Origin of the sequence: Streptomyces sp. Ag109_G2-15, from assembly GCF_900215565.1 — a bacterium.
GTDB classification, from domain to species: Bacteria; Actinomycetota; Actinomycetes; order Streptomycetales; family Streptomycetaceae; genus Streptomyces; species Streptomyces diastatochromogenes.
The window spans coordinates 963,980-976,409 of record NZ_OCNI01000002.1 but is presented as its reverse complement, the minus strand read 5'-3'; the positions used below and the strand labels follow the sequence as shown (position 1 = coordinate 976,409).

At 68.2% G+C, this 12,430-nt stretch carries 12 protein-coding genes and 5 pseudogenes; 9 read left to right on the top strand and 8 right to left on the bottom strand.

The features are described 5' to 3' along the window. Positions 1-12: 12 nt before the first annotated feature. Both CRP49_RS40930 and CRP49_RS40925 read left to right on the top strand, forming a co-directional pair. Entirely contained in the window at positions 13-1,026 is a 1,014-nt protein-coding gene (locus CRP49_RS40930; protein ID WP_097258434.1) for an aldo/keto reductase, read from the top strand. Then, positions 1,017-1,739 (top strand): FadR/GntR family transcriptional regulator, encoded by a 723-nt coding sequence (locus CRP49_RS40925; protein WP_097258433.1) that lies wholly within the window; start codon positions 1,017-1,019, stop codon positions 1,737-1,739. Before CRP49_RS40930 ends, CRP49_RS40925 begins: the two co-directional genes overlap by 10 nt. A gap of 16 nt (positions 1,740-1,755) precedes the next feature. Here the strand turns inward: CRP49_RS40925 and CRP49_RS47345 are convergent, their stop codons facing one another. After that, positions 1,756-1,896: a hypothetical protein gene (locus CRP49_RS47345; protein WP_179852008.1), complete on the bottom strand. Its 141-nt coding sequence runs from the start codon at positions 1,894-1,896 to the stop codon at positions 1,756-1,758. Positions 1,897-2,038: 142 nt separating this feature from the next. Here CRP49_RS47345 and CRP49_RS40920 point away from each other — a divergent pair, with 142 nt between their 5' ends. Then, positions 2,039-2,830 carry a class I SAM-dependent methyltransferase gene (locus tag CRP49_RS40920; protein ID WP_097258432.1) on the top strand — a complete coding sequence of 264 codons (792 nt, stop codon included), beginning with the start codon at positions 2,039-2,041 and terminating at the stop codon, positions 2,828-2,830. Between the two features lie 135 nt (positions 2,831-2,965). After that, positions 2,966-3,109, top strand: a pseudogene (locus CRP49_RS48990) (aldehyde dehydrogenase family protein); the annotation flags it as partial. A 34-nt stretch (positions 3,110-3,143) separates the two neighbouring features. Here the strand turns inward: CRP49_RS48990 and CRP49_RS49465 are convergent. Together CRP49_RS49465 and CRP49_RS40910 are read right to left on the bottom strand one after the other, a co-directional pair. Continuing rightward, positions 3,144-3,600, bottom strand: a pseudogene (locus tag CRP49_RS49465) (helix-turn-helix domain-containing protein); the annotation flags it as partial. Between the two features lie 161 nt (positions 3,601-3,761). Next, positions 3,762-5,333, bottom strand: a complete 1,572-nt coding sequence (locus CRP49_RS40910) for a cellulase family glycosylhydrolase (RefSeq protein WP_097258431.1) — start codon at positions 5,331-5,333, stop codon at positions 3,762-3,764. 236 nt (positions 5,334-5,569) lie between these two features. Between CRP49_RS40910 and CRP49_RS40905 the strand changes: the two are divergent. Further along, positions 5,570-5,716 (top strand): annotated as a pseudogene (locus CRP49_RS40905) (IS5/IS1182 family transposase); the annotation flags it as partial. Between the two features lie 120 nt (positions 5,717-5,836). Here the strand turns inward: CRP49_RS40905 and CRP49_RS47340 are convergent. Further along, positions 5,837-6,163, bottom strand: a complete 327-nt coding sequence (locus CRP49_RS47340) for a class I SAM-dependent methyltransferase (RefSeq protein WP_097258430.1) — start codon at positions 6,161-6,163, stop codon at positions 5,837-5,839. A gap of 654 nt (positions 6,164-6,817) precedes the next feature. Further along, positions 6,818-7,204, bottom strand: coding sequence for a MarR family winged helix-turn-helix transcriptional regulator (locus CRP49_RS40895; RefSeq protein WP_097259302.1), 387 nt, complete (start codon positions 7,202-7,204; stop codon positions 6,818-6,820). Positions 7,205-7,390: 186 nt separating this feature from the next. Between CRP49_RS40895 and CRP49_RS40890 the strand changes: the two genes are divergently transcribed. From CRP49_RS40890 to CRP49_RS49460, 4 genes and pseudogenes are all read left to right on the top strand, one after another. Further along, positions 7,391-8,899 carry an MFS transporter gene (locus tag CRP49_RS40890; protein WP_257033800.1) on the top strand — a complete coding sequence of 503 codons (1,509 nt, stop codon included), beginning with the start codon at positions 7,391-7,393 and terminating at the stop codon, positions 8,897-8,899. 9 nt (positions 8,900-8,908) lie between these two features. Next, positions 8,909-9,482, top strand: a pseudogene (locus CRP49_RS40885) (aldehyde dehydrogenase family protein); the annotation flags it as partial. A gap of 160 nt (positions 9,483-9,642) precedes the next feature. Continuing rightward, positions 9,643-10,026: a PPOX class F420-dependent oxidoreductase gene (locus CRP49_RS40880; protein WP_097259300.1), complete on the top strand. Its 384-nt coding sequence runs from the start codon at positions 9,643-9,645 to the stop codon at positions 10,024-10,026. 90 nt (positions 10,027-10,116) lie between these two features. Further along, positions 10,117-10,323 (top strand): annotated as a pseudogene (locus CRP49_RS49460) (hypothetical protein); the annotation flags it as partial. Between the two features lie 178 nt (positions 10,324-10,501). Here CRP49_RS49460 and CRP49_RS48980 read toward each other — a convergent pair. The 3 genes from CRP49_RS48980 to CRP49_RS40865 all read right to left on the bottom strand — a co-directional run bounded on the left by CRP49_RS48980 (position 10,502) and on the right by CRP49_RS40865 (position 11,819). Further along, positions 10,502-10,708 (bottom strand): hypothetical protein, encoded by a 207-nt coding sequence (locus CRP49_RS48980; protein ID WP_306459800.1) that lies wholly within the window; start codon positions 10,706-10,708, stop codon positions 10,502-10,504. Positions 10,709-11,013: 305 nt separating this feature from the next. Continuing rightward, positions 11,014-11,382, bottom strand: coding sequence for a low affinity iron permease family protein (locus CRP49_RS40870; protein WP_097258429.1), 369 nt, complete (start codon positions 11,380-11,382; stop codon positions 11,014-11,016). 260 nt (positions 11,383-11,642) lie between these two features. Then, positions 11,643-11,819, bottom strand: a complete 177-nt coding sequence (locus CRP49_RS40865; protein WP_097258428.1) for a CsbD family protein — start codon at positions 11,817-11,819, stop codon at positions 11,643-11,645. Between the last annotated feature and the right edge of the window lie 611 nt (positions 11,820-12,430).

Sequence of the window (12,430 nt, the reverse complement as noted above, 5' to 3'; positions counted from 1 at the left end):
CAGGAGCCCGTCTTGCACCAGCGGAAGATCCAGAACACGTCCGTCTCACTCACCGAGCTCGGCTTCGGGGCCTCCGTGATCGGCAACCTCTACCGCGTCACCCCGGCCGACGACGCGACCGCCGCCGTCGAGGCGGCCTGGGAGGCCGGCCTGCGGTATTTCGACACCGCACCGCACTACGGCCTCGGCCTCTCCGAGCGCCGCCTGGGCGCCGCCCTGCAAGGTCGCCCGCGGGACGAGTACGTCATCTCCTCCAAGGTGGGCAGGCTGCTGGTGCCCAACGAGGAGCCACGTGGCGTCGACACCGAGGGCTTCGTCGTACGGGACGACCTGCGCCGGCAGTGGGACTTCAGTCGCGACGGCGTACTCCGCTCCATCGAGGACACGCTGCAGCGCACCGGCCTGGACCGGCTGGACATCGTCTACCTGCACGATCCGGACGACCACTGGCGGCAGGCGGCCGAGGCGGCCATGCCCACGCTCGCGGAGTTGCGTGACCAGGGCGTGATCGGCGCCATCGGCGCCGGCATGAACCAGTCGGCGATGCTCGCCCGCTTCCTGCGCGAGACGGCCGCCGACGTGGTGATGCTGGCCGGGCGCTACACGCTCCTGGACCAGTCGGCGCTGGACGACGTCCTGCCCGCCGCGCGGGAACTCGGCAAGAGCGTGGTGGCGGTGGGCGTGTTCAACTCGGGACTGCTCTCCCGCGACCGGCCCGCCGAGGGCATGAAGTACGACTACCGGGATGCCCCGCCGGCTCTGGTCGTCCGGGCTCGGGCGATCGCCGAGGTCTGCGAGGCACACGGGACCACCCTGCCCGCCGCCGCGATCGCCTTCCCGCACACCCATCCCAGTATCATCAACGTCACCCTCGGCATGCGTACACCGGAACAGGTCGGACGAAACGTGGAACTCCATGATCAGCAGGTCCCGGACGGCCTTTGGGACGATCTCCGCACTCAGGGGCTGATCAGGTCGGACGTGCTCGCGGGGCACAGTGGGGGGAGGGATGCGCGGTGTCTCTGACGGACAAGGCCATCGAGCAGATCCGTGAACTGATCCGGACCGGTGCGCTGCCTCCGGGTTCGAAGCTCCCACCGGAGCCGGACCTGGCCGCGCAGCTGGGCCTGTCCCGCAACCTCGCCCGCGAGGCGGTCAAGGCGCTGGCCGTCGCGCGGGTCCTGGAGGTGCGGCGGGGCGACGGCACGTATGTGACCAGCCTCCAGCCCAGCCTGCTGCTGGAGGGGCTCGGCGGCGCGGTGGAACTGCTGCAGGGCGACTCGGTCGCCCTGCAGGACCTCATGGAGGTACGGCGGCTCCTCGAACCCATGGCCACAGCCCTTGCCGCCACGCGGATCTCTGATCAGCAGCTGGCCGAGGTGAAGCGGCACCTGGACGCCATGCGCGAGGCCCGCGACGACGTCGAACGGCTCAACGCCCACGACGCCGCCTTCCACCGCGCCGTCGTCTCGGCAACGGGCAACGAGACCCTCCTCACCCTCCTGGAAGGGATCTCCGGCCGCACCCTGCGCGCCCGCATCTGGCGCGGTCTGGTCGACGACAAGGCCGCGGGCCGCACCCTTGCCGAGCACGAGGCGATCTTCAACGCCCTGTCCACCCGTGACGCCACCCTCAGCCAGGCCGCCGCACTGCTGCACGTGAGCAACACCGAGCAGTGGCTGAGGGAGCACCTGCGCTCGGGCGAAGCGCTCCCCTTCGGGACGACAGCGGGGAAGTGACGGGCGGGCGCCGCCGTCAGCGCAACAGGCGCACTTCGCGCAGCCGGACGGTGGTCACCGGGCCGACCGCTTCGAACCGAACCTCGACGGGCCCCGCAGGACGGTCCGTGTCGAACAGGAGTACCTGGGAGATCTCCTCGCCCTCGCGCTTACGCACCCGCTGCGCGACCACCCGTCGAGCCCGTGGACACCTCGATGCCCGCTAATTTCGTTGAGCCCGCACCCTGCAATCGTGTTGGCTGGCGGCACCGAACTGTCAGTACCGCAGGTGTCCGCTTGGCTGTAGCAGGGAGTTAAACGTGCAGGACATTGTTGTCGACCCCGTTGCCCACAATCGGGCAGCCTGGGACAAGTATGTCCAAGAGGGCAACGAGTGGTCGAGGCCGGTGAGTGCTGAGGATGTCGAGCGCGCCCGCATGGGCGACTGGTCGATTGTTCTCATCGGGCGTGAGCCAGTCGACCGCTCCTGGCTGCCGACGGACCTGACCGGCAAGGACGTGTTGTGCCTGGCCTCCGGCGGTGGCCAGCAGGGTCCGATCCTCGCCGCCGCAGGGGCGCGGGTCACCGTATTCGACAACTCACCCCGCCAGCTCGGCCAGGACCAGATGGTGGCGGCGCGCGACGGACTCGAGCTGCGCACCGTCCTGGGCGACATGCGCGACCTCAGCGCCTTCGGCGACGCAACATTCGACGTCGTATTCCATCCGGTCTCCAACCTATTCGTACCGGACTTGGCACCGGTGTGGCGTGAGTGCTTCCGCGTCCTGCGACCGGGCGGAACTCTGCTCGTGGGCTTCCTCAACCCTGATGTGTACTTGTTCGACCACGAGGCGCTCGACGAGCGCGGCGAGCTGATCGTCGTGCACAAGCTGCCCTACAGCGATGTCACGCAGTACTCCGCCGAGGAACGCGCCACGAAGTTCGGCGCGGATGCCGCTCTTGAATACAGCCACACCCTCACCGACCAGATCGGCGGGCAACTCGCCGCGGGGTTCATCCTCACCGGCTTCGCGGAAGCGCCGCACCAATCCAACGCATCCGCTCAATACATGTCGAACTATTTTGCGACGCTGGCGGTCAAGCCGGGCTGACCCAGCCGTGGGGCCGGCCGAGACGGCCGTGTCTCCGAATGGCCAAGTGGAGCGCTGTGCCGGCCCGACCCCCACTGACTTCGCTGAGCCGGTTTATCGAGGCGGTCTGTCCCGGCCCTGGCAGGCAGCGACATGGTGGTCTCCGTCAACGCCTACAGCGAAGGCGACATCACCACCCCCTTCGGCGGGTGGAAGCAGTCGGGGTTCGGTGGCGCGGAGAAGTCCACCGAGGCCTTCGCGCAGCGGACCAGAGAGAAGACCGTCTGGATCCGCACCCGGTGGCGCGGTGGCCCGGTGGCGCGTGGGCACTCCCTTACGGTTCCGCGACCTCCCTGCGCAGCCGGTCCGGGGTCACCCCGTGCCAACGGTGCACCGCCCGCCGCAGTGCTCGCACGTCGGAGAAACCCGCCTGCCGGGCGATGTCCCGCAGGGTCGGCTCGGGTCGGCGCATGAGCTGCTCGACCCGCTCGCGGCGCACCCCGTCGACGACCGCCTCGTACGTCGTGCCGCACTCGGCCAGACGACGGCGCAGCGTGCGCTCACTGGAAGCGTGCCGTCAGGCCTGTTCGACGAAGGACGGCACGTCGGGTGCATCGGCCGCCCGGCCCATGCCGCGGGCAGCGGAACAGCTCGGTGAACGATCGGGTGTCACGCGGGGCGGGGAAGGCGAACTCGACGCTCTGCGGGGCGAATTCCTCGCCGGAACTCAACGGTGTGAGGGCGACGACGCTGGCGAACGCCTCCTCGGCCAGGAAGACCGCGACCGCCGGGCCTGCCTGGCCTGGCCGGTCATCGCGGTCGGCTCCATGCTGATGGCGAAGGCGACCGGTATCGCGCGCCACGTCCGGTGAACGGAGCGTCGGCGAATTCACTCGTGGCTGGAAGGCGGTGTCCGCCCGGGGAGTCTCCCCGGGCGGACACCCGCCCCACCTCAGGACGCCGTACCGGTCACTGTGCTTCCCGACTTGGTCACGTGGTACGTCACGGTGGCGCCGCTCCAGAAACGGAAGGTGAGCTTCATGCGTGCGTTGTCCTTGACCGTGTCGAGGAAGGCGGGAGTGAGGCGGATGGCCTTCTTGGCGTAGTCCGGCGCGAAGGCGGTGTTGAACTGCTGGTACGGAGTCCAGCTGGTAGGACCGGCGTTGCCGCCGTCGACGTACTCGGCCTTCATCGTCGCCAGCACATCACCCCGGAACTGCGTGGGGATGCGGAACGAACCGGCCGTTCCGGTCGTGCTCGACTGTGCCGGGGCGTCGTGGGAGATCACCTGGATCCGCCAGGGGACTCCTCGGGAGAACTCGGCCTGGAGCATCGCGTTGACCCCGTAGGAACGGTCGCCGACGAGCCGCGTGAGCGTGGCGGCCTTCAGGGTGAGCCGGTTGCCGGAGAGGGTGTAGTCCCTGCCGCTGACCAGCTTGGTGGTGCCCTGCTTGAGAGCCTTGAAGGTGGTTCCGTTCAGGTTCAGCGTGAGGGTACGGTCCTTGACGGGACCGGACTTCGGTACAAAGACGTTGTCCCAGGAGGCGGTTGCCGAGCGCGTCGTCCAACCCGACTTGATCTGGCGGAAGAGTCCCGCATCCTTCCACCGGAGCTTGCCGCGGTCGTAGAAGGAGCCGTTGTCCCACAGCACGGTGGTGACCTTGTTACTGCGGGCGGCGTGGCCGAGCGCCTCGAAGTATTTCAGCATCTCGCCGCGTTCCACGGCGCCGGGGCCGTGGTCGTAGCCGAGCAGGCCGTACTCGCCGAGGACGACGGGGATGCCCCGGGCGACGAAGGTGTCGCGCATCCGCCTGAACGTCTTGTCCAGGTCTCCCCGGGCCTGCGCGTCGAAGCGGGTGGAGCCGGCGACGTTCACACTGAACGGGAAGTAGCCGTAGTAGTGCACGGTGGCGATCAGCCGTGGGTCGTGCAGCGACTTGATCGTGGTGGCCAGGTTGTCCATCAGCCGCTGGTCGGGGGTGCAGACCTCGGTGGGCAGCATGAGCAGGCGCTTGGTGTTGTTGCCTCCCGACGCGCGAACGACCTTGTGGAAGGACGTGTTCAGCTCGTTGAGCAGCTCGGCCTTGCGAGCGTTGTCGGTGTTGTCGAACTGGGGCTCGTTGACGCTCTCGAAGACCAGCTGGGCGGGCTCGTTCCGGAACGCGGTGGCGATCTGGGTCCAGGTCGTGTTGAAGCGGTCCAGGACCTTGTCGTGATCGGTGGCCTGGGCGTGGACCGAGTCCAGCAGGGCCTTGGCGGTGCGGGGCTGGCCCCAGCTGGTCTCGTTGGGGATGGCCTCCAGGCTGTTGCCCAGGTTCCATCCCGGCTGCATTGCGGCCACGGCCGCCATCGCGTTGTCGGGGACCGGGGCCGTCGCCGCGGACGCCTGGGGCTTGCCGTCGTCGCCGAACATCCCGAAGACCGTGCCGTAGGCGATGACGCCCGCGGCGATGAGTGCCAGCGGTGTACCCACTGCGAGCCGAAGCCGGCGTCGGCGGTGCTGTGGGGCCTGCTGCTTCTTCATCGCTCATCCGTTCTGGAAGATCGAGCCGGTGTCGCCCCTTAGTGGCCGCCGACGGGCAGGAGGTTGCCGTCATTCACAGGCAAGGCACAGACACGGTCGCTGCCCTCTGCGGGGGACCGGCTGTTGGCCTCATGGGGCCGGGTGCGTGTGCCAGGCAGCGGGTTCAGCGCTTCAGACGTCCCGGAGCGGCAGCGGGCATCGACTACAGGGTGCCGCATCCTTCGCCCGGGACTTCTTCCGTGGGCACCGCCCACGCCTACACCACCGCGGTGATCAGGCTGCTCGCAGAGCGTGCTCCGGGCCTGCTCAATGTGCTGCGCGAGACCGATCCCGACTACGTCCTGCTCGACGGCACTCTCGCCGAGTGCGACCGCCTGGGAGACGCCTACCGCGTGTCCTTCAGGTCGCACCTGTAGCTGATGAGGACGGCGAGCAGAGGGCGGAATACACGTGTTCATCGCAACGGCACAAGGGCCAACAGCCGTTGAGCCAGTTCACCGTGGTTAGGGCAGGCCACTGACCACCACGTCGGTGCTCTCGCTGCCGCGCTCCTCCAGCAGGTGGCGCAGGTCCACGGCTTCGTGCTGGATCACCTCCGCCCTCGGGTGGCGGTGGCGCAGGCGCTGGGCGAGGAGTGGATCGATTTCGACGGCCAGGTGGCGGCCACGCCCGCCGAGCCGGCACTGGATCTCGGCGGTGAACGGTCCCGTGCCGGCACCCAGTTCCACCGCGACGGGCTCGCTACGTTCGGGCACCGAGGCGCAGACCGCCTCGGCCAGGTGCCGCGAGCTGGGCGCGATGGCCCCATGAGGGCCGGTGAGCGCACCCACTGCCGCAGGAACAGGGTGCAGTCGTTCGGCTCCTGCGAAGGCTTGCAGAGGCGGCAGCGCCGGGCTGCTGCTCTACGTGCACGACCTACCCTCGGGCGGCTTCGCGCCCGTACTGGAGCAGCTTCTTGGCGGTTCGGCCGGGCTGTCGCCAGCCACGGTCACCCGCCTGACACCCGGCAGCGGCAGGCCGCCACGCCGCGTTCTGGACCGCGACCTCGCGGGCGAACCCTGGGCGGACCTGCTGCGCGCCTGCGCCCGCCGGGGCATGCGGGCTCCGGTCCTGGCAGTCGGCGATGAGGCTCTCGGCTTCCGGAAGGCCCTGGCCGAGGTCTTCCTCCCGGGATCAAGGCGCTGGGTTCACAGGACAGTCAACGTGCTCAACGCTCTCCTGCGGTCGGCCCAGCGACCAAGCGATCAAGGCGTTCGCCTGGCTCTACAGCATGTAGTTCCCCAATGCGGAGAATAAGATCATCGGCCTCGAGGCCGAGCTGCTGGCGCATACAACTTCACCGCCGAACACTGATCCGTCTGTGGACGGCCGACCCCATCGAGTCCACCTTCGCCACCGTCCGACTGCGCGCGAAGGTTACTTGCGGGGCCCCGGCCGGCGCGCCAGTCACCGCTCGATTGTTCGACAGGACAGCACCGTGCACATCAGCGCGGAAAGACGACCGTCAGCAGGCGGAAGAGCTCGGCGCGCTCCTCGTCGGACAGGTTGTCCAGGCCCGTCTGCGTCTGCTCCATCTGCTCGCGGATCGTGTCGATCACCTTCTCGCCCGTCTTGGTGAGGGCGACGTTCTTCACGCGGCGGTCGGTGGTGCTGACTTCGCGGCGGACCAGGTCGCGTTTTTCGAGTCGGTCGATGATCCCGGTCATGTTCGACGCGTCGCAGGCGAGGGTGTGCGCGAGCGAGCGCATCGAGGCGGGCGCGCGTCGCAGCACCGAGAGGGTCTTTGCCTGACTGGAGGTGAGGCCCGTGTCGGCGGCGGAGGCGGTGAAGTCGGCGTAGTGCGTAGTGACCGAATGGGCGAGCAGCTCCATGAGCTGCGCCTTGGAGGGGATGGACGGCATGTGCCGAGGGTACCGCGGAAAGCTTGAGTATCCCAACCTTTGACATTCACCAGCTCTACATTGTTTGATGTCCTCAAGCATCGAGTACCTCAATGGTTTGACTCATCGACCATCGATGCATCCATCCTTTGGTGACCTTCCACCGGAAAGAAGACCGTGAAGTCCTCCCTCCCCACCGCGCCAGAGCGCCGAATCGGCAGCCTCAGCCTCGTTCTGGTGCTGGGTCTCGCCGCCATGGTCGTGTCGATGATGCAGACCCTGGTCATCCCGATCCTCGGCATCATCCAGAACGATCTCGGCGCCACCACGGCCCAGGTCAGCTGGGTCACCACGGCCACGCTGCTGTCGGCCGCGGTCTTCACGCCGCTGCTGGGCCGCCTCGGCGACCAGCGCGGCACGAAGCCGACCCTGCTCGGGGTGCTGGTGGTCATGGTCGCCGGATCCGTGCTCGCCGCGACCACGAGCTCCATGCTGCTGCTCATCGTGGCCCGCGTGATGCAGGGCGCCGCCACCGCGATCTTCCCGCTCGCGCTGTCCGTGCTGCGCCAAGAGGTCGAGCCCGCGCGACTGCCCGGCGCCATGGCCCTGGTCAGTGGCACGCTCGGGGTCGGCAGCGGCCTCGCCCTGGTGAGCGCCGGACTCCTGACCCAGGGTGCGCACCCCGACTACCATCAGGTCTTCTGGCTGGCCGCCGCACTCGCCACCATCGCCCTCATCGCGGTTGCCCTCGCAGTGCCCGCGCCCCGCACCCGGACGGGCGGGCGCACCGACTGGCTCGGCGCCGCCGGCCTCGCCCTGCTGCTCGTCCTGCTCCTGCTGCCCATCTCGCAGGGCCACACCTGGGGCTGGACCTCACCCCGCACGCTCGCCCTCTTCGCCGGCGCCGCCGTCACCACGGTCCTCTGGGTCGTCGTCGAGCGCACGGTCCGCGACCCCCTGGTCGACATGAAGATGTTCGTCCACCGCCCGGTCCTGTTCACCAACATCGCCGGACTGCTCGTCGGATTCGCCATGTTTGCGCAGTTCATCGGCGTCTCCTACCTCGTCCAGACACCCGCTGAGATCGCCGGCTACGGCTTCGGCGCCTCCGTCCTACGCGCCTCCGTCCTCTACCTACTGCCCTCCGCCCTCGTCTCGCTCGTGGCCGCCCAGTTCGGAGGCATGCTGGTACGCCGCATCGGCGCGCGTCTCACCCTCGCCGCCGGTGCCGCCTTCGGCGTCGTCGGTTTCGCCTGGCTGACCCTCGCCCACGACACCACCGCGTCGGTGATCCTGGCCGGCATGGTCGTCGGCGTTGCCATCAGCTTCGGCTACGCCGCGATGCCCGCCCTGATCGTGGCCGGCGTTCCCCACCACCAGACCGGCATCGCCAACGGCATCAACTCCATCTCCCGCTCCACCGGCAGCGCGATCGGCAGCGCGGTCATCACCTCGCTGCTCGCCTCCAAGACGCTCCACCACCTGCCCCCCGGTGCCCCCGCACTGCCCGCCGAGAGCCAGTACACCCTGAGCTTCGCCCTCGCCGGCATGGCGTTCGTCCTCGTCATTGGTGTGGCCATGGTCGGCCTGGCGATCCGCCGCAGGTCCCCCTCGCCCACCACCGACACGGCCGCCCCTTCGGACGACGGCGAGACCACGCCCGCCCGCGCGGCCCTCACTACCTGACCGAGCACCACCTGCACTGCCGCGACCTTCCTCCTCCCCGACCCGGACACCGCGACCGAACTGCAGGCCGCCCTGGTCGTCACGCTCAAGGAGCTGTTCGGCGAGGCCCCGCAGACGTCCGACGCCTACGGACGGGTCATCAACGAGCGGCACTTCGACCGGCTGTCCGCGCTGCTGGGCTCCGGCCGGACGGTCACCGGCGGACAGACCGACCGCGCGGACAAGTACATCGCCCCGACCGTGCTGTTCGATGTCCGGCCCGACGAGCCCGTGATGCAGGAGGAGATCTTCGGGCCCATCCTGCCGATCCTGACCGTGGCGGACCTGGACGAGGCGATCGCGTTCATCAATGGCCGCGACAAGCCGCTCGCCCTGTACGCCTTCACCGAGAACGACACCACCAAGCGCCGCCTCGGCGCCGAGACCTCCTCGGGCGGCCTCAACTTCGGCCTGCCGATGCGCCACCTCGCCGTGCCGACGCTTCCCTTCGGCGGTGTCGGCGAGAGCGGCATGGGCAACTACCACGGCCGCCATCGAGACGTTCAGCCACCGCAAGGCCGTCCTCGACGTCCCGCTGAGCTGAACCGTCCCGGCCCCGGCGGCGGTACGCAATCCCACCCCGCAACCTCACACGCGCTGCCGCCCCCTCGGAAGAAGGCATCCTCATGCGCGAATTGACATCGCAGCACGCCGCCCAAGTGGCCGACAACCTCGAACTCAGCGACAAGGAGCAGAAACGCGCCATGGGCGACACGCTGCTGGAGCAGCTCGGCGCCAGCAAGTACATGCTGGTCACCAGCTACCGCAAGAACGGCACCCCGGTCGCCACCCCGGTGTGGGTGGTACGCGACGGAGACACGCTGGGCGTGCGGACCCCGGCCGATTCCTGGAAGGTCAAGCGGATCCGAGCCCGCGGAGACATCCTCGTCGGCCCCTGCGACCTGCGCGGCAACCCGACAGGCGACCCGGTCCCGGCCACCGCCGAGATCACCGACGCGGCCACCGGCGCCCGCTACCGCACCCTCATCGCCCGCAAGTACGGCATCCTCGGCCGCCTCATGATCTTCGACAGCTGGCTGCGGGGAGCGAACCGGACGCTGGGCATCCGCGTGCGGCTCACCCCGTGACAAGTTGACGTACCATCAGTTCCCGGTCCGCTGTCCTGCACGGCTGTCAGATCGACCTCCCCGGCAAGGCGTCGATGACCTTGCCTCAACGGAGTTGACCTGGGCGGTGCTGTATTGGAAAGCGCCAACCTCAGAGGTGCTGATATGGCGGGTGTCTCTCGCCTCGGTCTTGATCAACTCTTGACAGCGAGACTGGACTCGTCCACCAAACTGCCTCCCGAGCTGGCTTCGCATCCAAAGATTCTCGGTCTAATCGCAGCCTGTGAGCGGGAGCTGGACCTTCATCAACTGCTCTGACCCAGGAGTCGCCGACACCGCGGGGCGGGCACCATAGGAATGTGCTTCGAACGCGAGGTCGTGACGGCCGGCCCCTCGTCACCACGGCCATGGCCGCGTACTCGCGCAAGCGGCGTGTCAACGCGCGGGACGAGGGGAGATCGTCCGCCATCCTGAGCCAGTGACCTTCGATCCAAACTCATCGGAGTTGTCGGGACGCTCGCAGCCGTTTCGCTCGGCGCGTGGATGGACGCGGTTGCCGTAAATGCGCTTGAAGACGCAGCGCCGAGCGTGGCCCCCAGCCCCTCTTCCTTGGGTCTGCCCGGCTTCCAGGACGCGCGCCCTGGTGTCGTCGAGGTACCACGGTTGCCAGGCGCAGGGGAAGCACCGGGGTACGAGCGGCCACCGCGTCGATGACACGGTGGTGGGCGCGTGCGACCGCCGCAAGCCGCTACAGGTCTTCGAGACGTCGTTTGAGAGCGTCTTCCTGGAAGTCCTGCGCGGACACGTGACTCACCGCGAGCAAAAGGGTGTCGTCGTCGCTGCCAAGTATGAGGAGTTCAGCAGTTTCACCCGCAACGAGGAGACCACCAGCGACTGGAAGGTGAAGGTCGGACCCTCGACTCGACTTCAAGAATTCCAGCAGTCTGTCACATTCGCGGACGAGGGCGTCGAGGGCTGGCGCGGGACTCCGTTCGTGCTCCCGGACTCTCAGATTTCGTCCTCCATTCGGATCACGGACTTGAGGTCTTCGTGTGCCTTCCCCGGCTTGCTTTCCTGTGCTTCGAGCAGGGCGGCGGCGAGGGCGTCAAGCTTGCGCTGGATTGCTCGCTCGGCCCGTAGTTCAGAGTTCTTCAACAGTGCAAGAAGTAGCAGTGTCACCGCCGTCATGGCATCGCCAGCGAAGAGTTGCCATGTCAACCCGAGGCCGGCGAGATGCACGATGACAGTGAGAACGACCAGCCCGAGGCAGAATGCGAAGAACGCTGGTGAGCTGGTCAATTTCGACACGTACTCCGCAAGCCGCTCGAACTTACCGCGCTTGTCTCCGCCGCGGTCGGCGGGATGCTGAAGAGTCATGTGCTCGCGCTTTCCCGATCACGTCCAACGGGCGTGACATCCGTGCGGAGGTCGCCATGTGATGGTGGGTCGCCCCCTTCCGCCTCCGTCCCCAGGGGCGGAGACCGTCGCCTGATCCGGGCGGAGATGCTCGCGCGCCAGTTGCACGCTGCCCTGACGGCCGCCGGGAATACCGTGGCGGTGGCCGAGTCGCTCACCTCACTCCGATGGGGCAGACGTCAGGGAAGCGAAGGCGCGCGAGGCTGGCCGTGCACTCGCGGTCAATGCCCGATCCGCTTGCGGACCTGGTCGGCGGCCCTTGCAGTCATCTCCTGCGCCTTGCCGCGCACCTGCTCTCTGCGGCCGGACCTCCGCATGGAATTGTCCCCCAGGGCCTTGCCGAGTGTCTCCTTCATCTTGCCCCTGACCTGCTTCACCTTGGGGTGTTGTCTGTGCATCACAATCGCCGTCCTCTCGATGGCGCCGGGGAACGTGGCCCAACCAGGACCGACACGTCCTAATTCACCCTGCTGCCGCCCGCAGGCCGCCGCAACCGTGATGGGCGAGCACTGGTGGGCAGTCGCGAGGGTGACCCCAGCACCGGCTCCGGCTTCCCGGTCGCCTGGTGAAGGGCCTTTGCATGTCCTCAAAGTTGATCACCCAGGCAGACGGCGTCGACGGCGCGCCCGCGGGCCGCGTGGGGATCCCACGCCGCCATCGACCGGGTTGAAGCCGGCATGGGGCGATGGACCCGGACCGGGAAACGCATAAGGGCATGTCTCACGGGGCGGGGCTTCGGGCGCTTACCCTGCGAGGAGCTGCTCGAAAGGCTGCCCGCACGTGAGCCTGCCTTTCCAGGACCAGGGGTATCCCGGCTGCGCAGCTTCGGTGCTTCGCAGCTCACCATCGCCGGTCCTCCGCAGCCCGGACGGATGACTCGCTGTCCCGCGGCTCCCCACGGGCGCCGTCACACTCCACCGTGCCCAACGGATCTGAACCGCCTGGCACAAGGCGCTCGACGCGTTCGTCGTCCGGCTGCGTATGGTCCCCGCTCCGATGTGCGTAATCC